Here is a 26,006-nt window from a genome sequence, read left to right as displayed (position 1 = left end):
GCCATTACCCCGGTTAGGAGAGATCGCATGTCAGCCGAAACCGCATTCGCCCCGTTCTCGGATTTCGTCACTTCGAAAGAGGAACTGGAACGCATCACCGGCGCGCCCCTTCCCCAGATCATCGCCAAGGAACAAGCCGCGCTGGACGGCATGTGCCGCGACTTTATTGCCAAGTCGACCTTCTGCCTGATCGCCTCTGCCAACCCCGGCGGCTATCTGGATATCTCTCCTCGGGGGGATCCCGAAGGGTTTGTCCGGGTGGTCTCGGATAATCTGATCGCCATTCCCGACCGACCCGGAAACAAGCGGACCGATACGTTTCACAATATTCTCCTGGACCCGCGCGTCAGCGTGATCTTCTTTGTGCCCGGCAAGATGGAGACTCTGCGCATCCGGGGAACCGCACGCATATGTACTGACCCCGATCTGCTGAACAGTCTGGCGGTGAAGGATCACGCCCCTAAGCTGGCCCTTCTGATTCATGTCGAGACCGCTTTCGCACATTGCCCCAAATGCGTCATACGCTCGGATCTGTGGAACCCTGAAAACTGGCCGGATTCGTCTGATCTCCCCAATATGAATGCTATGATGGTCAAGCATGCTAAAATCGACAAAACGCCGGATGAGTGGTTCGAAAGCTTGAAGGGCACCGGGGAACTCGACTTGTATTAACCCCTTTTCGGGCGCGGCTTACCTGCCTAGGCTGCTTATGTCATTTCATTGGATCGGATTACACGATGTTTCGGTTTGCTCTTATTCTGGCATTTTCTCTCCCGGGTTTTGCGGCGGCGGCCCCCTGCGGCAACACCGGGAACGGATTTGAGGCTTGGAAACAGGATTTCGCCAAACAGGCCCGGCGCGCTGGTGTGAAAAAGAAAGGTCTGCAAGCGCTGAGCCAAAGCCAATACGCCACCAGAACCATTGCCGCGGACCGAAACCAAAAGAGCTTTAGGTATTCGCTGGATAAATTCATGCAGATCCGCGGCGCGGATACCATCGTTGCACAAGGCCGCAAACGCAAAGCCAGAAACCCCCAGTTCTATGCGACGCTTGAGCGTCAGTATGGGGTACCAGCAGGCATCCTGATCGCTATCCACGGAATGGAAACAGGATTTGGGAATTTCATGGGCGACAGTCAGGTTGTGTCAGCAATAACTACTTTGGCTTACGATTGTCGCCGATCCGAGTTCTTTGTCCCTCACGCCATTGGAGCACTGAAACTGGTTGATCAAGGCAGCATTACGACCAACACCGTTGGTGCCAAACACGGTGAACTGGGACATACACAGTTTCTGCCAGGCAATGCCTTGGAATACGGTGTTGATGCCACTGGTGACGGTCAGGTCGATTTCTACAACATGACCGATGCGCTGGCCTCGACCGCTAATTTCCTGCGTAAAAAGGGCTGGAAGCCCGGACGCGGATATCAACCGGGCCAACCGAATTTTGCGGTCATTCAACAGTGGAATGCCGCGACGGTGTACCAAGAATCCATCGCAATCATGGCTGCTCGAATCGACGGATGATTGTGTCGGTCTGTCATGTAGGGCGACCGCAATTCAGACACATTGTCGCCACAGACGCTAAATAGCCCTTAAAATGCCTAGGTTTCCAATGCGTAATCAATCTTGCCGATTTCTCATTTTTTTCCATTTCCGCCCAATTCTTTCCCTTATCTGTTGATAATTTGAGTCATCTGACGGAATGCACAAAGGAATGCGCAGTGACTCCGAAGCACAGCTATCACGGCGGCCTGCAGTTCACAGGCAAGACCAATGGCGCGATCGAGCGGTTTGGTGCCATCGTGGCGGCAACCCTGGAAGATTACGGCCATCTTGTTGAGCGCAAAACGATCTTGAACACGACCGAGGCGAGCATCGTCTCAAGTCAGTACCTCGTGCGCCTTACGCTGGATACCCAACTGGCTGAAACAGAAGACCGGTTTGAACGGCGGGACCGTGCGGCCGGTTTGAGAACCGTCTCGAAACCCCGGGTGACCCTGCCCGAAAACCGGTTGACGGTCACAATTACCCCTGTTTCCGCCTTGCTGGACGACAGCGAGATCTCGGAGCTTATGCTTGTTGTGATCCTGTATCGCATGGTTGATATCTGTGCGACTCAGCGCGTGGAATGGCTGTCTCCGAATACAGTCCTGACCATGGAACAATTCATGAGTGCTTTTGACACTCTGGCGCCCGTTAAACAGCGGGACAGAAAACAAATTTTCGAATCCGTTTCCGGGCCGTTTGCAGGTCTTGAATTAACGGAGACAGAAGATCTGGATGAGCCAAGAAACAAAACGCAGACCTCACATGCGCGGCCAATCCAGCTGTCAGACGAGCAGTTGCTTAGCATTGCTTTTCGGACAGAACCGATCGAGCAGAAACCGGATGATCGGACCGACACTCCCCCCCTCGACCACGAGAAACCCAATGATATCCTGCGACTTACCAGTTGGGGACTTACGGGTGCCGTGGCCAGCGTGTCGGTCCCGATCGCGGCCTCGATGGCTGCCGTCAACCTGATCCGAGGTGAAGATTTCCGCCTGAATACTCAGGTACTTGCCTATTCGGTTGCAATATCAGCGCTCAGCACCAGCGGTGCCTTTGCGGGTGTGGCTACTGCTTTAGGCATGTAGACCAATTCCAATAAGACCCTCCTAGGAAGCCCCGCCGTCAGGTGGGGTTTTCTTTTTGGCGCAGGCTTCCAGCCTCAAGAACATAGGTGTGGATCGAAAAAACTACAGCCCGCGTTTTCGGCAGCCGCAACAATGTTTGCCTCTCGCTGCGTAAATAGCGTGCGGCTCCGGGTGAACTGACCTGGCGCGGTTCTGTAGCGCTTCGAGGCTGATGCAGATCGGCATCCTCATACCACAGCGCATTAAACCGCCAGAGCGGCTTATCGGGCTGAATTCCATCAAACAACCGCTGGACACGGCGCGCGATGCTTTCGTCGTAGCTGTTGACCGGTACATGGATGTCGATCAGGGGACGCATGAATTTTTCTGACAGTCGCCAACTGGCTGGAAAACACAAAACCGCGCCAGTCAAAACATGTTCGTCCCCTTGTTTTTGCAAGATACAGATATCCTCCTGCACCAGTCTGCAAAGGGTTTCCATTGGGGCCTGCCGATCAATCTGGACCTTCTGCCCATCGGCTCTCGTGACGAGGTCTGAGCATCCGGGATACGCATATTGCAACACCAGGTCCAAGACTTCTTGTGCGGCTGGTTCGGCTTCGGGCGCCAGCGCAAGAACATCGGCGCGACGCTCTTTCAGCAACGCTTCCCGATACTGCATCTGGGCCGCGAATGCTTCGTCCTGATGCAACCAAGTTTCCATACTGGCGGGCTGAATACCCGGCAGCGGGCGGGGTTTCAAAGGATCATAGGGTGTAGAGGTCTGCAAAATGGTCGTCATGAACCCGACCTAACATCGGCACTTCGACTTGTCGGTCAAAAAGCGACGGATGGCGGTCGCAAATTATCAAGACGCTGAAAGAATGCTTCTTCACGCTCGATAAACAGGCAGGGAGGGCTACTATGAACCGTCACCATAGAGATATCCGCAAGATCGACCCCACCAAAGGCACAGCGCTTGGGGACGGCACGCCCAATGATTTGGACCGGATCGAGATCGGCCCCACACAGCTGGCCTTCGCCGAATGGGAAGCCGCCGGGCTGTCCTTGCCGAACCTTGAGAGGATGCGTGAGTTTAGGTGGAAACGTCTGACCAAGGCCATCGTTGATCGTGGCTATGGTGGCTTGTTGATGTTTGATCCTCTGAACATTCGATACGCCACAGACAGCACCAACATGCAGCTCTGGAACACGCATAACCCCTTCCGCGCGGTGCTGTTATGTGCCGACGGGTATATGGTGATCTGGGATTATAAAAACTCACCTTTTCTAAGCAAATTCAACCCGTTAGTGAAGGAACAACGTTCGGGCGCCGACCTGTTCTATTTCGATCGCGGCGACAAGGTCGATGTTGCGGCGGATGTGCTCTCGAACGAAGTGCGGGCGCTGATTGATGCGCATGGCGGCGGTAACAAGCGGCTGGCTGTGGACAAGATCATGCTGCACGGTTTGCGCGCCCTTGAGGCCCAGGGGTTCGAGATCATGGAAGGCGAGGAAGTCACTGAAAAGTCCCGCGCCGTGAAAGGCCCGGACGAAATTCTGGCGATGCGTTGTGCCAATCACGCCTGCGAGACCGCGGTGGCCGAGATGGAGGCATTTGCCCGCGCCAATGTCGGAGACGGAAGAACCTCGGAAGACGACATTTGGGCCATTCTGCATGCCGAAAACATCCGGCGAGGGGGTGAGTGGATCGAAACCCGCCTGCTGGCGTCAGGCCCGCGCACCAACCCTTGGTTTCAGGAATGTGGTCCCCGGATCACGCAAAAGAATGAAATCATCGCCTTCGATACCGATCTGATCGGGTCTTACGGCATCTGCATCGATATCTCGCGCACCTGGTGGATCGGGGACGAAAAACCCCGCCCGGATATGGTCTATGCCATGCAGCACGCGCATGAGCATATCATGACCAATATGGAGATGCTGAGACCCGGTGTTACGATCCCCGAACTGACCGCCAACAGTCACAGGCTGGATGACAAGTTTCAGGATCAGAAATACGGTTGCCTGATGCACGGCGTTGGCCTGTGTGACGAGTGGCCTCTGGTCGCCTATCCGGACAAGGCCGTTGCAGGTGCCTACGATTACCAACTGGAACCGGGCATGGTTCTGTGCGTCGAAGCCGCGGTTGGCGAGATAGGTGCAGATTTCTCAATCAAACTCGAAGATCAGGTTCTGATCACTGAGGATGGGTATGAAAACCTTTCCACCTATCCCTTTGACCCACAGCTTATGGGGCTGGCCTGACCCCTCAGTTCGGCCAGTTTGACCGTTTGACGTTCCCATGCCAGTCCTCGATTTCCGCGCTGGCAAAAGATGTCGGCTGTGTCCAGTTCTGACCCGCGGCAAAACTGACGACCGCAGTTACGGCGATAGCGATCAGTAAATCTACTCGAAGATTTGTGCCATGTGGCTGAGAAGTGAGATGTACCATTGTTGCCTCCGTGGCTGGTTATGTTCGACAGGCTCAAGATGAAGGTGGCGTTCGCTTTATTAAAGTGAATGTTTGATTGGGAACGCATCACAAAAGTTGATTCAACCTATCGCGCCAGAACTCCGCCGGCACCTGACCCAGTCTCACCTTCCCGTGACGCTTCTTACATTGGGGTTGAGACCCCTCGCTGGCGGCCACAATATTGAGGCACCTCATGACGTAAGGAACTGCCATGCCCACCGAACGCATCACCTTTGCCGGTCACGACGGCCACCAACTGGCTGCACGCCTCGACCTGCCGGACGGGCCTGTCCTTGCTACGGCATTGTTTGCCCATTGCTTTACCTGTTCAAAAGATATCCCGGCCGCGCGCAGGATCGCAGCCCGTCTGGCAGCGATGGGTATCGCGGTATTGCGGTTTGATTTCACAGGCTTGGGTCATTCAGACGGCGAATTTGCAAACACCACTTTCACCTCGAATGTTGAGGATCTGATCGCCGCCTCACGGTATCTGGCTGGACGGAACATGTCCCCGTCTCTGCTGATCGGGCATTCTCTCGGAGGGGCAGCGGTTCTGCGCGCCCGAGCTGGTATTTCGAGTGTTAAGGCCGTTGTTACGCTGGGCGCGCCTGCCGATCCAGGGCATGTCTCGCACCATTTCGACGCCGCACTGTCGGAAATCCAACAAAAGGGATCGGCCGAGGTCACTTTGGGTGGTCGCCCGTTCCGTATTGGCAAAGCGTTCGTCGAAGATATCGCCCAATCCGCGCTAACCCCTGCGATTGCGGATCTGAAGGCCGCGCTGCTGATACTTCATGCGCCACGCGACGAAACGGTTAGTATTGACAATGCAAGCGCGATCTTTCTGGCAGCCAAACATCCCAAAAGCTTTGTGACGCTGGACGACGCTGATCACCTGATTACACGCGCGGCGGATGCGGAATATGCGGCAGATGTAATAGCGGCTTGGGTTACGCGCTATGTGGTGCTGCGCCCGCCTGCCCCACCACCGGGTGCGCCCGAAGGCGTGGTGCGGGTGACTGAGGCCGATCCCAACGGATTCCAGCAAGACATTCAGTCCGGCCCCAAGCATCATGCTGTAGCAGACGAACCGGCCTCATATGGAGGCACCGACCGCGGTATGTCGCCCTATGGCTTTGTGTCATCGGGTCTGGGAGCCTGTACTTCGATGACAATCCGGATGTATGCGCGGCGCAAGGGCTGGCCACTAACAGGCATCACTGTCGATGTTTGCCATAACAAGGTCCACGCACAGGATGCGGGTCTTATTACTGACAACAAGGTCGATTTGTTCCGCCGCAAAATCCGGCTCGAGGGCCCCTTGGATCAGGATCAGCGCGCACGTCTGCTTGAAATCGCCGACAAGTGCCCTGTTCACAGGACACTTGAAGGAACAGCGAAAATCACGACGGAATTGCTGTCCTGATCCGCATCAGCGCCGCCGCGGTGACGGGCGGTGAATAGGCGGCCGGGCAACTGGTGGCCGGGCAACCGGTGGACGTGCGGGGGGCTTGGCGACAGGGGGGCGTGGGCGCGCCGGGGGCTTGGTGACCGGAGGTTTGGGTTTGACCGGAGGCTTACCCTGCGGTGGACGATTTACATCAATGTCCACATCAACGTCGTGATAGTAGTCGTTCCAAAGCATCGAGTCATAGAACGGATCATATCCGTATCCCACACCAACCGTCACGCCGTCGCAGGCAGACAAGGTGATACTGGTCAAACCGAATACCAGCGCGGCGATCGACCGTTTCATCAGCTTACGAGTCATCCAAACCTCCTCACTGAAGCGACCGGAATGACGCGAATACGGCATTCAGCTCGTCCACATAGCCAGGGTCGGCGCCGTCTCTTAATACGGCCACTGCTACAGCCACGCGATCACGCGGCAAATCAATCACTGTGGCCGTGAAATTTATCCCCCGCCGATCACGGGTGCCGGTACCGCGGATAACCCGCGCTGGCAGACCTCCGATCCGGGTTGCGACTGTTTCCGAAACGATCGGATCTTTGACTAGAAACTTGTCGATATCCTGAAGGTATCGCAGGCCACCGTCGATGGATGACACTCCAGATGGCGAGACAAATCCAATCCATACGTTGTCATCCGTTACCGGTTTGATCCCCATGACTCGGGCAACCGCGCGGGGATCGTTCAGCTCGGTGTCATCGACCTCACGCGGGCCGCCAGTACGAACCGACCAAAAATCTGGTACCGCAAAGCTGAACAAGGCGCGCCCTTCATCAGTATAGGTGATCGGTGTTTCGGCTTTTGCACTCCCTGCCCCGGCGCAAACAACCGCGCAGGAAAGGGTTACAGCCCTCAATAGATTAGGCATATCTGAATAACCTGTTGTTTCTATTGCTACAGCTTGAACTGTGTCGACCGGTTTTGTCCAGCCTCTTGTTGGCGCAACAAAAAACCGCGCCGGGATCGCTCCGGGCGCGGTTCATGTCAACCAGGTTGACTGTGGTTTAGGTGCGGGCGTCGCCCACCAGCTTCCACAGGCCGGGGATCAGCAGCGCGGCCAGCGCGAGCTTGATCGCATCACCCACCAGGAATGGTGTCAGGCCCCATGCCAGGATCGGCTGGTCCCAGCCATAGAGCTGACCCAGCCACAGCAGGCCGGGAACATAGATCAGAACGTTGGCCAGTACCAGCGCCAGCGCCATTTTCACGACCGAACGGTCCCAGCCGCGCGCGGCCAGCGTACCCAGCATCAGGGTTGCCAGCACATATCCGACCAGGTAGCCGCCTGTGCCACCCATCATGTAAGTAAGGCCGAATTTTTCAGCTGAAGAGCCCGCGAACACGTCAAAGCCCAGCGCGCCGATCAGCAGATAGCCCATCATGGTTACCAGACCCAGCCGTGCGCCATAGGCGGTGCCGATGGTCAGAACCGCAAATGTACCCATGGTGATTGGAACCGGCCACATCGGCACTTTGATCTTGGCGGCGACGGCCAAGGCAACGATGCCCAAAGCAACCAAAACCACCTGTTTGACGCGCAGCGCCGTCCCTTCACGTGGGCCAAATGCATTGGCCAATACGTTCGCATTCATGTTGTTTCTCCCTAAACGGATCGAGATTCTGCAACAGGAATGCCCTGTCAGCGCCGCATCTGCAAGATGATTACGCTACCGCAGCATGTATTCCGTATTCATTTCGTATGATTTCCGGGGGCCGGACACGGTCCAACGGACCCTCCAGCAGGGCCAGCCTGAGAAATCATAGACTGCGTCATAGCTGTCTGGCGAGCAATTATGATGGTCCGCAGCCTGCGTCACACCCAGCCTGAGCGTGTGAAAATAGCGCCCGTCATCAAAATGCACCGCAACGCTTTCGCCCTTGTCGTGCCACAGGTAGCGGCGCGTTCCCATCATTTCGGGCTGGCCCGGAATGCGCAGAGTTACCGTCTCGTCATAGATCAGACCGTCTTTGGACCTGGTGAATCGCGCAGAGCCATCGGCCAAAACCACCTGCCCGGCCCGCGCATCCCGAATGGTGCGTGACAGGCTCCAGCCTCCTTCGAAGTCGGTCAGTTCGTTTGGAAAGGTCATTCGGGATAATACCCGTCTGTGATCTCGCCTGCGTCGTCAATAAATCGAATGATGACACCGCTTTGCAGAACATCATAACACGCCCAGATATCCGAAGGCGGCCAAACCGAGCAATACTGATCGCCCTGCACGGCCCACTTTCCGGTGCTGGGACGACCCGAAAAATAATGGGTCACCCCGCTTTGGTCGAATGTTTGCCAGATGCCGTCGCCATAAGTTAGTTTTTTGCCCGACAAGGCTTCGGCAATTTCATCACCCGTCAGCGGCCAGAACTCTGTCGCTGCCGCAACACCAGGCCAAAGGGATAAAATCAGGGCAAACCGTCTCATCACCGCACTCGCGCCTTGTTCCGTAGGGCGGCTGGGTTTAAACCGCGCCGCAACGACCTCTGCCAAATCATAAAAAGGTGCCGCTGCCAATGATTCCACGTTATTCCCGCCCCGACATGGTCGCCATCTGGTCGCCCGAGACGAAGTTCCGCATCTGGTACGAGATCGAGGCCCATGCCTGTGACGCCATGGCCGATCTGGGCGTGATACCGCGTGAAAACGCCGATGCCGTGTGGAAGGCAAAGGATGTGGAATTCGATGTGGCCCGCATTGATGAGATTGAGGCCGTCACCAAACACGATGTCATCGCTTTTCTGACCCATTTGGCCGAGCATGTCGGCAGTGATGAAGCGCGTTTCGTGCATCAGGGCATGACCAGCTCGGACGTGCTGGATACCTGTTTCAACGTTCAGCTGACCCGCGCTGCCGACATCCTGATCGCCGACCTCGAAGGTTTGCTGGCCGCTCTGAAACGCCGCGCGATCGAACATAAGGACACTGTCCGCATCGGCCGCAGCCACGGCATCCACGCCGAGCCCACCACAATGGGCCTGACATTCGCGCGCTTCTATGCCGAGATGGATCGCAACCTATCCCGCATGCGCGACGCACGGGCCGAGATTGCAACAGGTGCGATCAGCGGCGCGGTCGGCACCTTTGCCAATATCGACCCTCAGGTCGAAGAGCATGTCTGCGACAAGCTGGGACTGGTGCCCGAACCGATCAGCACGCAGGTCATCCCCCGCGACCGCCATGCCGCATTCTTTGCCACGTTGGGCGTGATCGCCAGCAGCATCGAAAACGTTGCCATTGAAATCCGTCACATGCAGCGGACCGAGGTTCTTGAGGGGGCCGAGTTCTTCTCGATGGGGCAGAAAGGGTCGTCGGCGATGCCGCACAAGAAGAACCCTGTACTGACCGAGAACCTGACCGGGCTGGCGCGCATGGTGCGCGCGGCGGTGATCCCGGCGATGGAGAATGTGGCGCTCTGGCACGAACGCGACATCTCACACTCCTCGGTGGAACGCATGATTGGGCCGGACGCCACGATCACACTGGATTTTGCTCTGGCTCGACTGACGGGCGTGATCGACAAAATGCTGATCTTCCCCGAGAACATGATGGAGAACATGAACAAGTTCCCCGGTCTAGTGATGAGCCAGCGGGTTCTGCTGGCGCTGACGCAGGCAGGGGTCAGCCGGGAAGAGGCTTATGCTATGGTTCAACGCAACGCGTTGAAGGTCTGGGAACACCGCACAGACTTCAAAGAAGAACTTCTGGCGGATACTGACGTGACCGCCGCGTTGAGCAAGGAGGAGATCGAAGAGAAATTCGATCTCGGCTATCACACCAAACATGTCGATACGATCTTTGCCCGGGTGTTTGGCGAGTAAAATTTCGTAAAGACTCTGCAATACTGACCCGCACAAAATTTTTGTGCGGGTTTTTCTTTGCTTGATCACGGCAGGATCATTCCCGCTTTCTAACTTGTGAATAAATTCGCGCGATCAGTTGTTAGCTTTTGTATAGAACGCGCTATGCTTATTCTGAGCAGCCCTACGAACGGAGACCAATTATGCGCCTCATCCTAGCTTCGGTTATTGCAATTCAGGCCCTTACATTTGCCCCCATGGTTCATGCCGCAGGTGGCGGCGGGGGATCGACGCCGCCAAAAACAACAAACACCACCAAGAAATGTCTGTTCGGACGGGTCTATGATGAGGCCGCGGGCAAATGCGTAAAGCCCAGCAACACCAATTTCACTCAGGATCAGCTGTACCACGCCGTGCGTGAACTGGCCTATGACGGGCAGTTCAAAAACGCCCAAGGCGTGCTGCGCGTGATGGACCAGAATGACGATCGCGTCTTGACCTATTGGGGATTTACCTATCGGAAGATGGGCAAGCTGGAACTGGCCAACCTGTTCTATGAAGGTGCAATTAACGCTAATCCCGACAATATCCTGGCACGTTCCTATATGGCGCAAGGCTTTGTCGCCGAGGGCAAAACTGATCTGGCGATTGCGCAGTGGCGTGAAATCAAAGCACGTGGCGGCGAAGGAACCTGGGCAGAGGTTTCCCTGCGCGAGGCGATCCGCACCGGACTGACCTACAACTACTAAGCTTCAGCCTTTCTTTACCCGACTCTCTGTAATCTGCCTGTGGAACAGGAACTTTGGCACCGCAGGCAGATGCAGAACACAAACACATTGGTACAGGTGGCGCCGGGGGCCTTTGCCCCGCTGGCCAAAGATAACGATGACAACCTTCGCTTGGTGGCCCGCAGCCTCAGCAGCCGACAAAAGGCGGCGGTGGTTGTGCGTCTCTTGCTGAATGATGGGGCGGACATTCCGCTGGAAGAGCTCCCCGACGATTTACAGGAAAAGCTAACCCACCAACTGGGCAAAATGGGCCTTGTCGACCGGGTTACCTTGTACGCAGTTGCCGGTGAATTTGCAGATGCGCTGGACAGTGTTGGCCTGTCCTTTCCACATGGTCTGGCGGGCGCTTTGGATGTGGTGAACGGCAAAATCGCCCCGGCCACTGCGGCGCGTTTGCGTAAAGTGGCCGGCATACGCCAGATCGGCGATCCTTGGCAGCGATTGCGAGAGATCCCTACAGAAGATCTGGCCGAAATGGCGCAGGCCGAAAGCACCGAGATTGCGGCCGTGATGCTATCGAAACTTGAAACCGCCAAAGCTGCGCAACTGCTAGGGCACCTTCCCGGCCCAGTTGCTCGGCGTATTACCTATGCGGTTTCGAAAACTGCAAATGTCAGCCCAGAGTCCGTCGAGCGGATCGGGTGGTCGCTGGCGGCTCAGATGGATCAGCGCCCGGCCACAGCGTTTGCCGACGGACCGGGTGCCCGCGTTGGCGCGATACTGAATCAGTCCGCTGCCTCGACCCGGGACGGCCTGCTGAGCGCATTAGAAGATGAAGACGCCGATTTTGCCACCATAGTTCGCCAATCCATTTTCACCTTCGCCCATATCCCGTCCCGCATTCTGCCCCGTGATGTACCGGCCATTCTACGCGGTGTGGAACAACCCGTCCTGGTTACAGCGCTCGCCGGTGCAGAAACGGAAGGAGACAGGGCATCGGTTGACTACCTGTTGTCCAACATGTCGTCGCGTATGGCCGAAAACCTGCGCGAAGAAATGGATGAGGTCGGAAAAATCAAACAACCCGCTGCAGAGGAGGCGATGACCCAGATCATTGGCGCCATCCGGACACTTGTCGATGAGGGAACCATCACGCTCCGGGATGATGACGGCGACGAATAAAGAGAGAAAGCGCGCCAAAATTTCTGGCCGAGCAGAAAGCTTGTGGTTACCGCGATCGGCTTGTATGTCTGACCCGGCAATTCACAACAGACGCCGAGACCTTCTGATGCCCGTTGAAAAGTCTGAACTAAACAGGTCCGAGCTTGGCAAATACTATGTATCCGGCATGTTCCTGAAAGGCGTTATCAAAGCGTTACGGTTGCTGCCCTATGAGACACGCATTGCCACAATGGGCGCCATAGCGAGAAACCTTGCACCGTTGGTCGGGTTCTCGAAAAGAGTACGCAGCAATCTGAAACTCACCTGCCCGGACCTGACTGAATCCGAAGTGAAACGCATCTGCAAGGCCGTTCCTGACAACGCCGGGCGCGCGATCATGGAGCACTTCTCGCCCGAGGATTTCACAGAACGCCAACGCTTTGCCAAAGTCACGGGTACGGGCCTTGCTGCCTTTGATTCCGCCTTGGCAGAGGGGCGACCTGTGATGATGATCACTGCGCATTTCGGCCATTACCTGGCCGCGCGTATAGCCCTTCAAGAACGCAGCGGTCAGCCTATTGGCTGCCTCTACCGTCGAATGGCGAACCCCTACTTCAACGACATGTATGTCGATGCGTTCTACAAAACCGGCGCCCCGATGTTCGAACAAGGCCGTCGCGGGATGGTCGAAATGGTGCGGACACTCAAAAAAGGCGGGATCATCGCTATTGTGTCAGACCTGCACGCACATGGCGGGGAAGAGCTGACTTTTTTCGGCAAACCGGCCGTGACGTCGGTTTTGAATGCTGAACTGGCAATGAAATACAAAGCCGTCCTGATTCCGTGCTATGCGGTGCGTCAGCCCAATGGGGTTGATTTCGAAATCATCCTGCACGAACCGGTCCCACATACGGATCCAAAGACGATGACCCAGTTCACCAATGATGACCTCGAGGCGGTTGTCCGACAGCATATGGGTCAGTGGTTCTGGATTCATCGTCGCTGGAAAACCTGGAACGGGCTAGGCGTCCAAGCCAAAGACATGCCCTGATCAGCGAACGCGTGCTGCCGCAATAATCGGCCCATGGCCAACCCCTTGCACCAACACAACGGCCGGTAAACCTGACGTCAAAGATACCTTATAGGTCTTAGGCGCTGTCCCGTCCCATTGCCCGGCTACTGTCCAGGCCTCGACCACATTGGCATAATCCAGTTCTTGTCCAGCCAACTCTCCGCGCCGGATCGAGGCATGGCGCATCGGCGTGTATTGCACCACCCGGATGTCATAGACCTGATCCGGAGGCAAACTGATCGAGGAAACGTCGACAGTTACGTTATCTCCTGTACGCGAGGCCGAAACCGACGCCAGCGGAGCGGCCTTGGAATGGTCGCCGATCAGGTAATCCAGCTTTGCCGTATCTGCCCCTACAATATCCTGCTGACCATTCACTACCATCTGAGGCGTATAGATCACTGTACGCCCGGAATTTCCGGCATAGCTGCGCTGACGCTCAGTATGGGTGGGGTCGGCATATTCATCCTCCCATCCGATATAGTCCCAATAATCCACATGCAGCGCCAACCCGATGACGTCATCCCGATTGGCCAGATCCTGCATGATCCGGTCAGCCGGGGGGCAGGACGAACATCCCTGCGAGGTGAACAGCTCCACCACTACGGGTCCGCTTTCTGCAATGGCCGAAGTAGCCAGAAACAGGGACGCCAACGCGGTTGCGGTTGCAGATTTGAACATGTTTGCTCTCGGGTTTCATGGGGTGCATTACTGGTTTAGACGGAATGCTGATCAAGCACCAATCAAGGTTTCTTGAGACCGGTGACACAAGGTTTTCGCAAAAATGTGTGCAATGGTATACAAAAATTGCCGCACCTGGTCTGTTGGACCTTGAACCGCGCGCTTGGGTGATGCAGATAGCCCTCAGCGAATCCCATATTCCACGTCATTTGAGAGGGAGGCCACAGATGCCCATCAAAGTCGGACAGGATACCGCCAAGACACGCCGCAGCCTGAGCGTGAATGGCAAGTCCATCTCGTATTACTCGATCCCCGCCGCGCAAGAGGCCGGCCTGGGTGATTTCTCGAAACTGCCCGCCGCCCTGAAGGTGGTGTTGGAAAACATGTTGCGGTTCGAAGATGACGGGTTCTCCGTCTCGGTCGACGACATCAAGGCGTTTGCCGAATGGGGCGCCAAAGGTGGCAAGAACCCCCGCGAGATCGCCTATCGCCCTGCCCGCGTGTTGATGCAGGATTTCACCGGCGTTCCGGCGGTGGTCGATCTGGCCGCCATGCGCGATGGTATCAAGGCTCTGGGCGGTGACGCTCAGAAGATCAACCCGCTGAACCCGGTTGATCTGGTCATCGACCACTCGGTCATGATTGACGAATTCGGCAACCCGCGCGCGTTCCAGATGAATGTTGACCGCGAATACGAACGCAACATGGAGCGGTACCAGTTCCTGAAATGGGGTCAGGGCGCCTTTAACAACTTCCGCGTTGTGCCTCCCGGAACCGGCATCTGCCACCAGGTGAACCTGGAATATCTGGCGCAGACAGTCTGGACCGACACGGATCAGGATGGCAACGAGGTTGCCTATCCCGACACGCTGGTCGGCACTGACAGCCACACCACCATGGTCAACGGTATGGCCGTTCTGGGCTGGGGCGTCGGCGGGATCGAGGCCGAAGCCGCTATGCTGGGTCAGCCGATCTCGATGCTGATCCCCGAAGTCGTGGGCTTTGAGCTGACCGGTGATCTGGTCGAAGGCACCACCGGCACCGATCTGGTTCTGAAGGTCGTCGAAATGCTGCGCGCAAAGGGTGTTGTGGGCAAATTCGTCGAATTCTTCGGCGAAGGTTTGGACCGTCTGCCGCTGGCCGACCGGGCAACCATCGCCAACATGGCCCCGGAATACGGCGCGACATGTGGTTTCTTCCCGATTGACGGTGAAACGCTGCGCTATCTGCGTAACACCGGCCGTGACGAAGATCGCATTGCGCTGGTCGAAGCCTATGCCAAGGAAAACGGCTTCTGGCGCGACGCAGATTACGCACCGATCTACACCGACACCCTGTCGCTGGACATGCGCACCATCGTTCCCGCGATCTCGGGCCCAAAGCGCCCCCAGGATTATGTTGCTCTGACCGGTGCCAAGGCGGCGTTCACCAGGGAAATGGCCGAGACGTTCAAGCGACCCATGGGTAAGGAAGTCGCCGTCAAAGGCGAAGACTATACCCTGGAATCGGGCAAGGTTGTGATCGCCTCGATCACCTCCTGCACCAACACCTCGAACCCGTATGTCATGATCGGCGCTGGTCTTGTGGCCCGCAAAGCCGCAGCCTTGGGTCTGAACCGTCAGCCTTGGGTCAAAACTTCGCTCGCACCGGGATCGCAGGTTGTTTCTGCTTATCTTGAGGCCGCTGGCCTGCAGGAAGATCTGGACAAGATCGGCTTCAACCTTGTCGGCTACGGCTGCACCACCTGTATCGGCAACTCGGGTCCAATCCAGAAAGAGCTCTCTGAGGCGATTGCCGAGGGCGATTTGGTAGCCACGTCGGTCTTGTCGGGCAACCGCAACTTCGAAGGCCGTATCAGTCCGGATGTTCGCGCCAACTATCTGGCCTCACCGCCGCTGGTCGTGGTCTATGCGCTGGCCGGTACGATGGATATCGACCTGACCTCAGAACCGATCGGTCAGGACAAGGACGGCAATGATGTCTTCATGAAAGACATCTGGCCAACCCAGCAAGAAGTGGCGGAATTGGTCGAACAGACGGTCACCCGTGAGGCGTTCCTGTCGAAATATGCAGACGTCTTCAAAGGCGACGAGAAATGGCAAGCGGTCGATACCACCGATGCCGAAACCTATGACTGGCCACCGACCTCGACCTATATCCAGAACCCGCCCTACTTCCAGGGCATGGGGACCGAGCCGGGCACAATTTCGAACATCGAAGACGCCAAGGTTCTGGCCATTCTGGGCGATATGGTCACCACTGACCACATCTCGCCTGCAGGCTCGTTTGCCACGACAACACCGGCTGGCAAGTATCTGACCGACCGTCAGGTGCAACCGCGCGAGTTCAACTCTTACGGGTCGCGCCGTGGCAACCACGAGGTCATGATGCGCGGCACCTTTGCCAATATCCGCATCAAGAACGAGATGCTGGACAGCGTCGAAGGTGGTTACACCAAAGGCCCCGATGGCGAGCAGACTTCAATCTATGACGCGTCGATGGCCTATCAGGAACAGGGCACGCCGCTGGTTGTATTCGGTGGCGAGCAATACGGCGCCGGATCGTCGCGCGACTGGGCGGCCAAAGGCACGGCTCTGCTGGGTGTCAAAGCGGTGATCGCCGAAAGCTTTGAGCGTATCCACCGCTCGAACCTGGTTGGCATGGGCGTTGTACCGTTCGAATTCACCGGTGGCGACTCGCGCAAGACGCTGGGCTTGAAGGGTGATGAAACCGTCTCGATCCACGGTCTGGATACGATCCAGCCGCTGCAAGAGGTGCCCTGCACCATCACCTACGGTGACGGTTCTGAGAAAACCATAACCCTTAAGTGCCGCATCGATACCGCGCCCGAAATCGAATATATCGAAAACGGTGGCGTGCTGCATTACGTGCTGCGGAACCTGGCCAAGGCCGACTAAGATCTCTGAGCAATCTAAAAAGGGCGCCCGGTCGGGCGCCCTTTTTACGTTCCATTTGCGCCAGGATACTGTGCCTGGCTTTTTCACCGACCTCCCACTTGGTTCTGCCCAACCAGAGGGGCGACGGTGACAGCACCAAGATGGATGATTGTGACCAGATCATTCAGAAGACTGGTGTTTCTTCCCTCACCCTGCCGCGTTAATCGGCCTTAGCCTTTTCCAAAGCGGGCCGAATAGTTCCTTCGATGACGCGCTGGGTAATCGGCCCAGCAAAGCGCAGGATAATGGTTCCGTCGCCGTCGACCACATAGGTTTCCGGTACGCCGTAAACGCCCCAGTCCAGCGCCATGCGTCCCTGTTCATCCCGGCCGATACCCGTATAGGGATCACCAAGTTCGTTCAGGAATGCCTCGGCATTTTCCAGCTTGTCCTTATAATTGATACCGTAGACAGGAATGCCTTCATCCGACAGGGCCTGCAGGTTTGGGTGTTCTACCCGGCAAGGCGCGCACCAACTGGCCCAGTAATTCACCAGCTTGATCTGTCCATCGCGCAACGTTGCGTCGTCAAATTGTGGCTTGCCTGCAAAATCTGTTAATACAACCGGTGGCGCGGTTTGGCCCTCACGGGCCGAGGGCAAAGCGTTTGGGTCATCGCGGAACATGCCAATACCGGCAAGGACCGCAAAGGCGCCAAAGATCAGCGGGGGCGCAATCATCAGGGGCGAGATCTTAGCCATTGCGCTTTATCCTTTGTTCAACTTTTTCCAGCTCAGCCTGCGCCCTGCGGCCCCTCATCACGCTGACCAGAACCAGCGCCAGCAAAAGCCCGATGGAAACCACATAGGACCAGAGCACCGTATCGGCATATTTTCCAAGATCAGGGATCATCCATTTGCCCTTTCCCGCGCCAGCAGAGTCTTGGTCCGACGCGTGCGAATTTCAGTACCCGTGCGGTAAAGTACCAAGGCGATGAACAACAACACGAACCCGACAATGCAGAGCAGCAGAGGATAGAAATAGATATTGCTGACCTTCTCTTCGGTATCCGCTCCAGTCACGGCACCAGCCCGCAGGACAGAAGCGCCCTGATGCAGCCCCTGATTCCAGAAATTCACCGCATAACGGCTGAGGATAGCAAAGACCGACCCCACCAGACACAGGATCGAGGTCAGATCGGCAGCCGTATCAGGGTCTTCGATCGCCTCCCACAAGGCGACATAGCCCAAATAGAAGAGGAACAGGATCAGGAATGAGGTCAGACGTGGATCCCAGGCCCACCAGGTGCCCCACATGGGCTGCCCCCAAATCGCCCCGGTTGCCAACGCAATCAATGTCATCACGATGCCCACAGGTGCGGCCGCGCGCGCAGCCAGCGCACTGACATGATGACGGCGAATCAGCCAAACCAGAGAGGTCGCCAGCATCATAAGCCAGCAGTTAATCGCCATCAGTGCGGCGGGCACATGCAGGTAAATGATCTTGACGGTCGATCCCTGCTTGTAATCATCGGGTGTGAAGAAAAATCCCCACACCAGACCAATGACGATGCAAACCAAAGCCGCGCCCCAGAAGAACGGCATCACCCGTTCACTGGTGGCAAGAAACTTGCGCGGATTGGCATATTCCCAGAGGGTGTTGGCTTTGGCTGCGATAGACATGGGCCTTATCTAGTCCGAGTCGGGTTCATTCTCAATTGACATCCGTCAAAGTTACACTGTGTCATCGTAGGTTAATGCGCAACACGGCGGCGCTGGCAAAAGGTAACAGGGCAATCGTCGCCGCAGTGATCCCAGCCAGCATCAACAAGGGTGTCTGCGTTTCCATTCCGGTTGCGCCGCGGCGCGCGACTTCGGCCCCGAAGATCAATGTCGGTACATAAAGAGGCAGCACAAGAAGCGACAGCAGCAATCCGCCGCGTTTCAAGCCGACCGTAAGAGCGGCACCAAAGGTTCCGATGACGCTCATCGCGGGCGTGCCAATCAAAAGTGAGACGACAAGCCAGAAAAAGCCGGGCAAAGGCAAATTAAGCAGAACGCCCAGGAAGGGCGCAGCCAGAACCAGTGGCAAGCCCGTGGTCAGCCAATGCGCCAAAGACTTAATCGTTATGACCGCTTCTAACGGCAGGGGCGCGGTCGCCAATAGGTCGAGCGAGCCGTCCTCCCAATCCAGCGCAAGCAGCCGGTCAAGTGACAGAAGGCAGGCCAAAAGTGCCCCCAGCCATAGCACGCCAGGTGCAATCGTGGACAACAACGCGGATTGCGGGCCAACTGAAAAAGGCACCAGCACGGTGACGATAAGAAAAAACGCCAGGCCAAGGCCAAACCCTCCGCCCGCACGGAAGGCCAGTTTCAAATCACGTAAAAGCAGGGCGATCACAGGAAACCTCCGTCGAGATCATCGACAGGTTTCGGTTTAGCCTTGTAGGGCCCCACATCCAGGACCTCTCCGTCCAGACCAAGGTCGATATGGGTGGCAATCAAGGCAGACCCACCCTGCCCCAGATGCGCGCGCACCGCGTCAGCAAACATCTGCACTGCATTCTTATCCAGCGACACAGTGGGCTCATCCAACATCCAGATGGGTCGTTCGGTGACCAACATCCGCGCCAACCCCAATCGACGTTTCTGGCCTGCCGACAGATTGCCGGCATGGCGATCCGACAGCTCAGTCAAAGCAAACGCGTCCAAGGCCGGTTGAATGCTGTGACTGCCGAAGACCTGCGCCCAGAACGACAGGTTTTCCACCACGGTCAGAGTCGGCTTGAGTCCGTCGGAATGTGAGGCATAGGCGATCCGGTCCTCAGCCCCGTCGATCTGCCCCTCAAGCGGAGGCTGCAGGCCTGCCAGCGTTCGCAGCAGCGTTGTTTTACCGATCCCGTTCGGCCCGCGTAGGATAAGCGCCTTTCCGGGCTCCAGCGAAAAGCTGAGATTTTCCAGCACAGGAACGCCCCCTCGGGCGATCGACAGGTCGGTCACGGTCAATGTCATGAATCCCGCTTATCCTATTGCCGTCAGAGGCAAAAGGCGGGATTTGCCGCAGCATACCGACAGCAACGTATTTGGGTGGCATCTAAGCGCAAGGACAGAGGAAAAGAATCCGATCAGACCGGTAGCAGCGCCAGCGCAATACGGCGCCCTTCGGATAACAGGATATTGTATGTGCGGCACGCGGACGGAGAGTTCATGATCTCAACCCCGATCCCCGAATCTTCCAAGGCGGCGCGCAGATCAGAAGGAATATGGGCCAGCTCAGCGCCGGTTCCAATAAACAGCACATCGACCTGACCCGCCAATTTCAACAGACCATCCCTGTCGTCGTACCCGCCCCATTTCGCTGATCCTGACGGGCCGGTCAGTACCGACCCGTCATAGACCTGACCACCGATGCGGAAAAACCCAGGACCATATCCGTCAACAGGGGCCGCATTGTCATAAGAGATTTCATTCATACGCATAGGAGGCATCTAGCCCCAAAGCGGTAAGCCCGACAAGGCTGCAAGCGCTATCGCCAGATACGCAGCGGCACGATACAGCTTTTCCCGCTCGGGCCGGAACATCCAACCACCCAGCCAATTACCAGCCAGGTTGGGGACCGCCAGAACCAGACCCAATATCACAGCAGGCAGCGTGATACGGTCCATGCCAGTCAGGTACCCGAGCAGCAGAAAATCAAAGGCGAACAGGTATAACAGGATCGTCGCACGGATCACGGCCACGGGCAGAGGTCGAGACATATAGAACAAGATAACGGCCGGTCCGGGCAGGCCCGCGACACCGCCCAAAAACCCACCAGCGCCTCCTATTCCCAAAACCATTTTGCGACTGACATGACCGTGATAGCGCAGACCGAACACCAGAATAGCCAGCATAAGAAACGCCAACAGGCTAACGGTATAGCGAAATACATGTGGATCGACCGTGGTCAGCAACCACAGCCCCAATGGCAGAGCGAGTGCGCACCCTCCCACCAGACGGACCAGATCACCCCTGTCGACCTCGCGCCAGGCCCGGCGAAGGTTGGGCAGCGGGCCCAGTATATCCATGATTGTCAGGCAGGTCAGCGCCTTGAAAGGATCAAGGAATGGGGTTGCGATTGGCAGGAATATCAGGGCGGTCCCAAATCCGGAAAAGCCGCGCACTACACCGCCAAGAAAGGCAGCAAAAACTATGATGGCCAGCCCTGTGGGGGACTGGCCAAAATACTCAGGCATCGATGTTGGCAAACTGGTTGCCAGAAGTGTTTGATGGCTTGGACCAGTCGCGCTTGACGCCCAGCCACAACAGGATGGTTGAGGCCACAAAGACGGACGAATAGGTACCTACGATCACACCCCAAATCATAGCAAAGACAAACCCGCGGATCACATCCCCGCCCAGAACATAGAGCGAAATCAACGCCAGCAAGGTGGTGACAGAGGTCATGACTGTCCGGCTGAGCGTTTCGTTGATCGAAATGTTCAGAACCTCCTTTAGGTCCTTTTTCTTGTATTTCCGCAAGTTCTCGCGCACCCGGTCGAACACGACCACCGTATCATTCAACGAATAGCCCACGATGGTCAGCAGCGCAGCGATGATCGCCAGATCAAAGCGGATCTGCAGTTCGGAAAAGATGCCGATAGTCAGGATGACGTCATGCACCAGCGCAGCGACAGCCCCCAGCGCAAACTGCCATTCAAACCGCAGCCAGATGTAGACAAGCACCGCCCCAATGGCGAGCACCACCGCGATTACGGCGGTCTGGATAAGCTCTCCCGAGACTTTGGGTCCTACAGATTCGACGCTTTCGAAGGGCAGCTTCAACCCGGGGTCCGCTGCGGCAAGAGCTTCGCCAATTTGTTCAATCGTGGCCGCATTGACAGCCTCAGCATCATCCTGCGCCTGAATGCGGATCATCGCGACGTGTTGATCTGGCCCGAAGCTCGGATCGAAAATCTCGGTGATCGTCACGTCGCCAAGTCCAAGCGGCGCAATAGCGTCACGATATGTGCCGACATCGATTTCCTGCGCGCTTTGGGTCCGAATGGTGGTCCCTCCACGGAAATCAATGCCGAAGTTCAGGCCCTGCAGCATGAAGGACGTAAACGCGACAATCATCATCAAGGCCGAGATACCCAGCCAGATCTTCCAGCGACTGAAGAAATCGAACGAGGTATTCTGGGGTACGAGTTTCAGTCTCATGTCAAACCTCGATCGTTTTCGGACGGCGGCGTTCGAACCAAATCACGATCATCAGGCGCGTCACGAAGATCGCGGTGAAGACCGAGGTCAGAATACCCAGACCCAAAGTGATTGCGAACCCGCGCACTGGCCCGCTGCCCATAGCAAACAGGATTACAGCGGTAATGAAGGTGGTCACGTTGGCGTCCAGAATGGCCGACAGCGCTTTTTCATAACCCAGCTCAATCGCGCGGGCAGGACCTTTGGCAGATTTCAGTTCCTCTCGGATACGCTCGAAGATCAGTACGTTGGCATCCACCGCCATACCTACCGTCAGAACAATCCCCGCGATCCCAGGCAGGGTCAACGTCGCCCCAATCAGGGAAAGCAGACCGAACAACAGGCCAACGTTGATGATCAGCGCAATATTGGCGAAGATACCAAACAGGCCATAGCTGAGCGCCATGAATGTCAGCACCGCGACAAAGGCCACGACGGTTGCCACCTTACCCGCGTCGATACTGTCCTGGCCCAGCTCGGGGCCGATGGTTCTTTCTTCCAGAAACTCCAGCCCGGCGGGCAGTGCCCCTGCGCGCAACAGGACAGCCAGATTTGTACTTTCCTCAACGGTGAAATTACCGGTGATGATACCAGACCCGCCGGGGATATGACTTTGGATCACCGGGGCTGAGATCACTTCGTCATCCAGAACAATGGCAAAGGGTGCCCCGATGTTTTCCAGCGTGTAATCACCAAATTTGCGCGCGCCAGAGGTGTTAAAGCGGAAACTCACCGCCGGGCGGCCATTCTGGTCAAACGCGGGCTGCGCATCGACCAGTTCCTCGCCCGTTACAACAGGCGCGGCATCCAACGTGTAATAGACGCCATTTTCGTCAATCGACGGCACCACCTCTTCGCCAACGCCCGCTATCGCATCGGGGTCGGTTCCGCGCCCAACGACGGGGTTAAAGGTTAGTTGCGCAGTCGTGCCGATGATCTCTTTCAACTCTCCTGCGCTGCCGATACCTGGCACCTGGATCAGGATACGGTCGGTGCCTTGCCTTTGGATGGTCGGCTCGCGGGTGCCCACCTCGTCAATCCGGCGGCGAATGATTTCCAGCGACTGACGCACGGTGCGGTCGTCTGAGGCCAGCTTCTCGGCCTCAGAAAGTTGTACAATGATCGTATCACCTTCGGCGCGGGCCTCGATATCCGTGGCCCCTACACCGCTGAGGGTCTGCACCTGACGGGCCAGACCTCGGACAACCTCCAGCGCGCGGGACATGCCCTCGGGCTGACTGATGCGAAGGCGAATCTCATCAGGCGCCGAGTCCTGGCGACGGATGGTGCCCACGGTGGCACGTTCGTCCCGCAGCGCATCCCGAATTTCGGGCCACATGGCGTCCATACGGGATTCGTAGACGTCACCCACCCGAACTTCGGCCAAAAGATGCGCGCCACCACGCAGATCCAGCCCTAGATTGACCAGCGACGACGGCAGCCAGTTCGGCCATTGCGCCGCCTCGGCCTGCATTTCAGGAGTGTCGACGCCAAGCTCAATCGCCGTCTTGGCGTCATTGGATTGTTCAACGCGCGTATAAAACGCATTCGGCAGGGCCATCAGCAAGCCAGTCACGCAGACCAGCCAGATCAGAACCCGCTTCCAGGTATCAATTTGCAGCATTACCCTGCCTTTTCAAGGGATTGTATCGCGAAGTTACTTCGCCGGCTCAGTCTTGTTCAGAACCTGCGAAATGGTCGATTTAACCACGCGGACTTTGACTCCCTCGGCGATTTCAACTTCGATCTCGTTGTCGCCTTCTTTGACCTTGGCCACTTTACCAATCAGCCCACCCTGGGTAACAACCTGATCGCCCCGGCGCACGGCCTCGACCATGGCTTGATGTTCCTTCATTTTCTTCTGCTGCGGACGGATCAGCAGGAAATACATGATCGCAAAAATCAGGATCAGCGGGAGAAACTGGGCGATTGCGCCACCTTCCATGGGATATTCCTTTTGGTTTGATACTGCGAAAATGCTCCGCAAATTTTGCGAGAACCTATTCTCTGAACCACCTGTTTGCAAGGAATGGCAGCACAGGTTTTTACAATGATTGGCTCATAATGATCAAAGAAATACACCAGGGTCGCAGATCGGTCCTTTGATCCGGGCTCGGCTGGGATATAGTTGGCCGGCAGGAGGACCGATGATTCAATTAATCCAAACGTTTGGCACGCTTTCACGCATCTGGTTCACGCTTGTCTGGATTATGTTCAGCACAGCGATGGCGCTAGCACAGGATGCGCCAATCGAAACGCCTGAAACCTCTGAACAATCAGAGAATTTCAAAGCGCCGGTCATCATCGACGGCGAAAGCCTGTTTTTCCTGCGCGGATCCAGCGCCCTGCCCGCGCCCGAACGGGCCGAGACCGTTCAGAACAACATTATTCAAGTGGCCCTGTCCTCGGAAAATCCCGAAGTTACTATCACTTATGAGGATACGGAACTGGGCACGCGTATTCTGGTTGATGGCGTGCCGGTATCGACGGTCACCGTCGCCGATGCCGAAATGGACCAGATGGAGCTGGACGTCATCACTTATCTCCATGGCTCGGCCATCCATGATGCGATTGTCGCTTACCGCGCAAACCGAACCGAACAGGCGCGTGTATCCGGCGCGCTTGAGGCTTTGGGCTGGACGCTGGGGTTTGCCGTATTCATCGCCTTTATTCTGTGGCTGCACCGGCGCATCAGACGGCGTACGCTGAAATTCGTATCGCGCCATCTGAAGGACGTGGAAACGGCAACAGCCAAAAGCGTTCAAGCCGAAGCCATTGCAGCCCTCGTCAGTTACGGTCTGAACTTCATATTGCTGGTCGTCTTCTTTCTGGGCTTTTACTACTACCTGTCTTTTGTTCTGCTTTCCTTTGCCGAAACCCGGTATTTCGCTCAGCTGTTGCTGACCTATCTGACCGAACCGGTTCTGCTGATCTTCAAAGGAGTGGTCAGCTATATCCCCAACCTTATCATGCTGGCGCTGATCGCCTGGTTGGCGATGTATATCATCAAAGGGATGCGCGTGTTCTTTGACGCGGTCGAGGCCGGCACATTCGAACTGGGCGATTTTGAAAGCCATTGGGTAAACCCGACATTCAACATTGCCCGCGTTTTGGTCATCCTGATCGCATTGGTGTTTGCAGTACCCTATATCCCAGGCTCGGATTCCGCAGCGTTTCAGGGGCTGACTATTCTGGTGGGTGCGATGCTATCGCTTGGCGCGAATTCGGTGGTCTCCAACATGCTGGCTGGGCTGTTTGTGATCTACCGCCGCTCAACCTCGATCGGCGATCGCATCCAGATTGGCGACCACATCGGCGACGTTGTACGGATCAAGCTGATGGAGACCCACCTGAAGTCTATCAAGAACGAGTTGATCTCGATCCCAAATGCGCAGTTGATGAATTCGGATGTGATCAATTTTTCAAAGAAAACAGATGGTAGCGGGCTGTTGCTGCATACGACTGTTGGTATCGGCTATGAGGAGCCCACGGAGAAGGTCGAAGCGATGCTGATCGAAGCCGCGCGCCGAACAAAGGCAATCAAGGCAAAGCCAGAACCATTCGTTTTGTGGACCGCTCTGGCCGACTATGCGATCAATTATCAGATCAACGGCTATACTACGCGGGGCAGCATCATCCCGAAAATTCGGTCAGACCTGCATCGCAATATTGTGGCTGTGTTCAATGAGAACAATGTGCAGATTATGACCCCGTCTTACATCGCCGATCCACCCGAGCCGAAAATCCCCACTGAAGGCTGGGATGGCCATCTGGCACATGAAGCACACGAGGGAACGGATAAGTCGTAACCGGTGCTACACCCTGCCTTTCATATGGTGCATAAGCAGGTTCAGTGATTCACGCATTTAAGG

At 56.5% G+C, this 26,006-nt stretch carries 29 protein-coding genes; 11 read left to right on the top strand and 18 right to left on the bottom strand.

Annotated features, from left to right (window positions below):
* The first annotated feature begins 27 nt into the window (after positions 1 to 27).
* The 3 genes from AC2FFF_RS03660 to AC2FFF_RS03650 all read left to right on the top strand — a co-directional run bounded on the left by AC2FFF_RS03660 (position 28) and on the right by AC2FFF_RS03650 (position 2,638).
* Positions 28 to 672, top strand: coding sequence for an MSMEG_1061 family FMN-dependent PPOX-type flavoprotein (locus tag AC2FFF_RS03660; protein WP_281971911.1), 645 nt, complete (start codon positions 28 to 30; stop codon positions 670 to 672).
* Positions 673 to 737: 65 nt separating this feature from the next.
* Positions 738 to 1,526 (top strand): lytic murein transglycosylase, encoded by a 789-nt coding sequence (locus tag AC2FFF_RS03655; RefSeq protein WP_271947660.1) that lies wholly within the window; start codon positions 738 to 740, stop codon positions 1,524 to 1,526.
* Between the two features lie 197 nt (positions 1,527 to 1,723).
* Positions 1,724 to 2,638, top strand: a complete 915-nt coding sequence (locus AC2FFF_RS03650) for a hypothetical protein (RefSeq protein WP_246097123.1) — start codon at positions 1,724 to 1,726, stop codon at positions 2,636 to 2,638.
* A gap of 37 nt (positions 2,639 to 2,675) precedes the next feature.
* On the opposite strand, the gene AC2FFF_RS03645 is transcribed toward AC2FFF_RS03650, so the two are convergent.
* Positions 2,676 to 3,419 carry a heme-dependent oxidative N-demethylase family protein gene (locus AC2FFF_RS03645; RefSeq protein WP_271947662.1) on the bottom strand — a complete coding sequence of 248 codons (744 nt, stop codon included), beginning with the start codon at positions 3,417 to 3,419 and terminating at the stop codon, positions 2,676 to 2,678.
* 122 nt (positions 3,420 to 3,541) lie between these two features.
* Here AC2FFF_RS03645 and dddP point away from each other — a divergent pair, with 122 nt between their 5' ends.
* Positions 3,542 to 4,885, top strand: a complete 1,344-nt coding sequence (gene dddP / locus AC2FFF_RS03640) for a dimethylsulfonioproprionate lyase DddP (protein ID WP_281994448.1) — start codon at positions 3,542 to 3,544, stop codon at positions 4,883 to 4,885.
* A 4-nt stretch (positions 4,886 to 4,889) separates the two neighbouring features.
* On the opposite strand, the gene AC2FFF_RS03635 is transcribed toward dddP, so the two are convergent.
* The gene (locus tag AC2FFF_RS03635; protein ID WP_271947667.1) at positions 4,890 to 5,072 is read right to left on the bottom strand and encodes a hypothetical protein; all 183 of its coding nucleotides are present in this window, start codon (positions 5,070 to 5,072) and stop codon (positions 4,890 to 4,892) included.
* A 232-nt stretch (positions 5,073 to 5,304) separates the two neighbouring features.
* Here AC2FFF_RS03635 and AC2FFF_RS03630 point away from each other — a divergent pair, with 232 nt between their 5' ends.
* On the top strand, positions 5,305 to 6,519 hold the full coding sequence (locus AC2FFF_RS03630; RefSeq protein ID WP_271947669.1) for a bifunctional alpha/beta hydrolase/OsmC family protein: 1,215 nt from the start codon (positions 5,305 to 5,307) through the stop codon (positions 6,517 to 6,519).
* A 6-nt stretch (positions 6,520 to 6,525) separates the two neighbouring features.
* Here AC2FFF_RS03630 and AC2FFF_RS03625 read toward each other — a convergent pair whose 3' ends face one another.
* From AC2FFF_RS03625 to AC2FFF_RS03605, 5 genes are all read right to left on the bottom strand, one after another.
* Entirely contained in the window at positions 6,526 to 6,864 is a 339-nt protein-coding gene (locus AC2FFF_RS03625; protein ID WP_271947672.1) for a hypothetical protein, read from the bottom strand.
* Positions 6,865 to 6,874: 10 nt separating this feature from the next.
* Complete coding sequence (locus AC2FFF_RS03620) at positions 6,875 to 7,432, bottom strand: hypothetical protein (RefSeq protein ID WP_281971907.1); 558 nt, start codon at positions 7,430 to 7,432, stop codon at positions 6,875 to 6,877.
* Positions 7,433 to 7,568: 136 nt separating this feature from the next.
* The gene (locus AC2FFF_RS03615; RefSeq protein ID WP_142633110.1) at positions 7,569 to 8,156 is read right to left on the bottom strand and encodes a biotin transporter BioY; all 588 of its coding nucleotides are present in this window, start codon (positions 8,154 to 8,156) and stop codon (positions 7,569 to 7,571) included.
* A 75-nt stretch (positions 8,157 to 8,231) separates the two neighbouring features.
* Complete coding sequence (locus AC2FFF_RS03610) at positions 8,232 to 8,654, bottom strand: DUF6314 family protein (protein ID WP_281971906.1); 423 nt, start codon at positions 8,652 to 8,654, stop codon at positions 8,232 to 8,234.
* Positions 8,651 to 8,983 carry a hypothetical protein gene (locus tag AC2FFF_RS03605; RefSeq protein ID WP_281971905.1) on the bottom strand — a complete coding sequence of 111 codons (333 nt, stop codon included), beginning with the start codon at positions 8,981 to 8,983 and terminating at the stop codon, positions 8,651 to 8,653. Before AC2FFF_RS03605 ends, AC2FFF_RS03610 begins: the two co-directional genes overlap by 4 nt.
* An 89-nt stretch (positions 8,984 to 9,072) precedes the next feature.
* Between AC2FFF_RS03605 and purB the strand changes: the two genes are divergently transcribed.
* The 4 genes from purB (at position 9,073) to AC2FFF_RS03585 (ending at position 13,296) form a co-directional block, all read left to right on the top strand.
* A complete protein-coding gene (gene purB, locus AC2FFF_RS03600; protein ID WP_142633106.1) occupies positions 9,073 to 10,377 on the top strand; it encodes an adenylosuccinate lyase in 1,305 nt (434 codons plus the stop codon).
* A gap of 182 nt (positions 10,378 to 10,559) precedes the next feature.
* Positions 10,560 to 11,105, top strand: a complete 546-nt coding sequence (locus AC2FFF_RS03595) for a tetratricopeptide repeat protein (protein WP_281971903.1) — start codon at positions 10,560 to 10,562, stop codon at positions 11,103 to 11,105.
* Between the two features lie 69 nt (positions 11,106 to 11,174).
* Positions 11,175 to 12,266, top strand: coding sequence for a flagellar motor switch protein FliG (locus AC2FFF_RS03590; RefSeq protein WP_282021832.1), 1,092 nt, complete (start codon positions 11,175 to 11,177; stop codon positions 12,264 to 12,266).
* 106 nt (positions 12,267 to 12,372) lie between these two features.
* Positions 12,373 to 13,296 carry a lysophospholipid acyltransferase family protein gene (locus AC2FFF_RS03585; protein ID WP_282021833.1) on the top strand — a complete coding sequence of 308 codons (924 nt, stop codon included), beginning with the start codon at positions 12,373 to 12,375 and terminating at the stop codon, positions 13,294 to 13,296.
* On the opposite strand, the gene AC2FFF_RS03580 is transcribed toward AC2FFF_RS03585, so the two are convergent.
* Positions 13,297 to 13,998 carry a DUF1223 domain-containing protein gene (locus AC2FFF_RS03580; RefSeq protein ID WP_496750407.1) on the bottom strand — a complete coding sequence of 234 codons (702 nt, stop codon included), beginning with the start codon at positions 13,996 to 13,998 and terminating at the stop codon, positions 13,297 to 13,299.
* A gap of 227 nt (positions 13,999 to 14,225) precedes the next feature.
* On the opposite strand from AC2FFF_RS03580, the gene acnA reads away from it, so the two are divergent.
* Positions 14,226 to 16,916, top strand: a complete 2,691-nt coding sequence (gene acnA, locus AC2FFF_RS03575; RefSeq protein WP_281971900.1) for an aconitate hydratase AcnA — start codon at positions 14,226 to 14,228, stop codon at positions 16,914 to 16,916.
* A gap of 199 nt (positions 16,917 to 17,115) precedes the next feature.
* Here the strand turns inward: acnA and AC2FFF_RS03570 are convergent, their stop codons facing one another.
* The 10 genes from AC2FFF_RS03570 to yajC form a co-directional block, all read right to left on the bottom strand.
* On the bottom strand, positions 17,116 to 17,655 hold the full coding sequence (locus tag AC2FFF_RS03570; protein ID WP_142633094.1) for a DsbE family thiol:disulfide interchange protein: 540 nt from the start codon (positions 17,653 to 17,655) through the stop codon (positions 17,116 to 17,118).
* A complete protein-coding gene (gene ccmD, locus AC2FFF_RS03565; protein ID WP_281971899.1) occupies positions 17,648 to 17,806 on the bottom strand; it encodes a heme exporter protein CcmD in 159 nt (52 codons plus the stop codon). The genes AC2FFF_RS03570 and ccmD overlap by 8 nt, the downstream gene beginning before the upstream one ends.
* Positions 17,803 to 18,576: a heme ABC transporter permease gene (locus AC2FFF_RS03560; RefSeq protein WP_281971898.1), complete on the bottom strand. Its 774-nt coding sequence runs from the start codon at positions 18,574 to 18,576 to the stop codon at positions 17,803 to 17,805. Before AC2FFF_RS03560 ends, ccmD begins: the two co-directional genes overlap by 4 nt.
* Positions 18,577 to 18,637: 61 nt before the next feature.
* Complete coding sequence (gene ccmB, locus AC2FFF_RS03555) at positions 18,638 to 19,294, bottom strand: heme exporter protein CcmB (RefSeq protein ID WP_142633090.1); 657 nt, start codon at positions 19,292 to 19,294, stop codon at positions 18,638 to 18,640.
* A complete protein-coding gene (ccmA, locus tag AC2FFF_RS03550) occupies positions 19,291 to 19,905 on the bottom strand; it encodes a heme ABC exporter ATP-binding protein CcmA (RefSeq protein ID WP_142633088.1) in 615 nt (204 codons plus the stop codon). Before ccmA ends, ccmB begins: the two co-directional genes overlap by 4 nt.
* Positions 19,906 to 20,018: 113 nt before the next feature.
* Positions 20,019 to 20,372: an Mth938-like domain-containing protein gene (locus tag AC2FFF_RS03545; protein WP_281972390.1), complete on the bottom strand. Its 354-nt coding sequence runs from the start codon at positions 20,370 to 20,372 to the stop codon at positions 20,019 to 20,021.
* Between the two features lie 9 nt (positions 20,373 to 20,381).
* Positions 20,382 to 21,128, bottom strand: a complete 747-nt coding sequence (locus tag AC2FFF_RS03540) for a sulfite exporter TauE/SafE family protein (protein WP_271947703.1) — start codon at positions 21,126 to 21,128, stop codon at positions 20,382 to 20,384.
* Positions 21,121 to 22,095, bottom strand: coding sequence for a protein translocase subunit SecF (gene secF / locus AC2FFF_RS03535; protein WP_142633084.1), 975 nt, complete (start codon positions 22,093 to 22,095; stop codon positions 21,121 to 21,123). The genes AC2FFF_RS03540 and secF overlap by 8 nt, the downstream gene beginning before the upstream one ends.
* 1 nt (position 22,096) lies before the next feature.
* A complete protein-coding gene (secD, locus tag AC2FFF_RS03530; RefSeq protein ID WP_496700552.1) occupies positions 22,097 to 23,758 on the bottom strand; it encodes a protein translocase subunit SecD in 1,662 nt (553 codons plus the stop codon).
* A gap of 33 nt (positions 23,759 to 23,791) precedes the next feature.
* The gene (gene yajC, locus AC2FFF_RS03525) at positions 23,792 to 24,079 is read right to left on the bottom strand and encodes a preprotein translocase subunit YajC (RefSeq protein ID WP_142633080.1); all 288 of its coding nucleotides are present in this window, start codon (positions 24,077 to 24,079) and stop codon (positions 23,792 to 23,794) included.
* A 202-nt stretch (positions 24,080 to 24,281) separates the two neighbouring features.
* On the opposite strand from yajC, the gene AC2FFF_RS03520 reads away from it, so the two are divergent.
* Positions 24,282 to 25,943: a mechanosensitive ion channel family protein gene (locus tag AC2FFF_RS03520; protein WP_496882850.1), complete on the top strand. Its 1,662-nt coding sequence runs from the start codon at positions 24,282 to 24,284 to the stop codon at positions 25,941 to 25,943.
* Positions 25,944 to 26,006: the final 63 nt, after the last annotated feature.

The organism is Ruegeria sp. YTSA226, from assembly GCF_059609905.1.
The sequence above is the reverse complement of the archived record's forward strand: the minus strand, read 5'-3'. Positions and strand labels throughout refer to the sequence as shown.

Coding starts and splice junctions, on each gene's coding strand:
- AC2FFF_RS03660 (WP_281971911.1), top strand. CDS start 28: ATGTCAGCCGAAACCGCATTCGCCCCGTTCTCGGATTTCGTCACTTCG.
- AC2FFF_RS03655 (WP_271947660.1), top strand. CDS start 738: ATGTTTCGGTTTGCTCTTATTCTGGCATTTTCTCTCCCGGGTTTTGCG.
- AC2FFF_RS03645 (WP_271947662.1), bottom strand. CDS start 3,419: ATGACGACCATTTTGCAGACCTCTACACCCTATGATCCTTTGAAACCC.
- dddP (WP_281994448.1), top strand. CDS start 3,542: ATGAACCGTCACCATAGAGATATCCGCAAGATCGACCCCACCAAAGGC.
- AC2FFF_RS03635 (WP_271947667.1), bottom strand. CDS start 5,072: ATGGTACATCTCACTTCTCAGCCACATGGCACAAATCTTCGAGTAGAT.
- AC2FFF_RS03630 (WP_271947669.1), top strand. CDS start 5,305: ATGCCCACCGAACGCATCACCTTTGCCGGTCACGACGGCCACCAACTG.
- AC2FFF_RS03625 (WP_271947672.1), bottom strand. CDS start 6,864: ATGACTCGTAAGCTGATGAAACGGTCGATCGCCGCGCTGGTATTCGGT.
- AC2FFF_RS03620 (WP_281971907.1), bottom strand. CDS start 7,432: ATGCCTAATCTATTGAGGGCTGTAACCCTTTCCTGCGCGGTTGTTTGC.
- AC2FFF_RS03615 (WP_142633110.1), bottom strand. CDS start 8,156: ATGAATGCGAACGTATTGGCCAATGCATTTGGCCCACGTGAAGGGACG.
- AC2FFF_RS03610 (WP_281971906.1), bottom strand. CDS start 8,654: ATGACCTTTCCAAACGAACTGACCGACTTCGAAGGAGGCTGGAGCCTG.
- AC2FFF_RS03605 (WP_281971905.1), bottom strand. CDS start 8,983: ATGAGACGGTTTGCCCTGATTTTATCCCTTTGGCCTGGTGTTGCGGCA.
- purB (WP_142633106.1), top strand. CDS start 9,073: ATGATTCCACGTTATTCCCGCCCCGACATGGTCGCCATCTGGTCGCCC.
- AC2FFF_RS03595 (WP_281971903.1), top strand. CDS start 10,560: ATGCGCCTCATCCTAGCTTCGGTTATTGCAATTCAGGCCCTTACATTT.
- AC2FFF_RS03590 (WP_282021832.1), top strand. CDS start 11,175: ATGCAGAACACAAACACATTGGTACAGGTGGCGCCGGGGGCCTTTGCC.
- AC2FFF_RS03585 (WP_282021833.1), top strand. CDS start 12,373: ATGCCCGTTGAAAAGTCTGAACTAAACAGGTCCGAGCTTGGCAAATAC.
- AC2FFF_RS03580 (WP_496750407.1), bottom strand. CDS start 13,998: ATGTTCAAATCTGCAACCGCAACCGCGTTGGCGTCCCTGTTTCTGGCT.
- acnA (WP_281971900.1), top strand. CDS start 14,226: ATGCCCATCAAAGTCGGACAGGATACCGCCAAGACACGCCGCAGCCTG.
- AC2FFF_RS03570 (WP_142633094.1), bottom strand. CDS start 17,655: ATGGCTAAGATCTCGCCCCTGATGATTGCGCCCCCGCTGATCTTTGGC.
- ccmD (WP_281971899.1), bottom strand. CDS start 17,806: ATGATCCCTGATCTTGGAAAATATGCCGATACGGTGCTCTGGTCCTAT.
- AC2FFF_RS03560 (WP_281971898.1), bottom strand. CDS start 18,576: ATGTCTATCGCAGCCAAAGCCAACACCCTCTGGGAATATGCCAATCCG.
- ccmA (WP_142633088.1), bottom strand. CDS start 19,905: ATGACATTGACCGTGACCGACCTGTCGATCGCCCGAGGGGGCGTTCCT.
- AC2FFF_RS03545 (WP_281972390.1), bottom strand. CDS start 20,372: ATGCGTATGAATGAAATCTCTTATGACAATGCGGCCCCTGTTGACGGA.
- AC2FFF_RS03540 (WP_271947703.1), bottom strand. CDS start 21,128: ATGCCTGAGTATTTTGGCCAGTCCCCCACAGGGCTGGCCATCATAGTT.
- secF (WP_142633084.1), bottom strand. CDS start 22,095: ATGAGACTGAAACTCGTACCCCAGAATACCTCGTTCGATTTCTTCAGT.
- secD (WP_496700552.1), bottom strand. CDS start 23,758: ATGCTGCAAATTGATACCTGGAAGCGGGTTCTGATCTGGCTGGTCTGC.
- yajC (WP_142633080.1), bottom strand. CDS start 24,079: ATGGAAGGTGGCGCAATCGCCCAGTTTCTCCCGCTGATCCTGATTTTT.
- AC2FFF_RS03520 (WP_496882850.1), top strand. CDS start 24,282: ATGATTCAATTAATCCAAACGTTTGGCACGCTTTCACGCATCTGGTTC.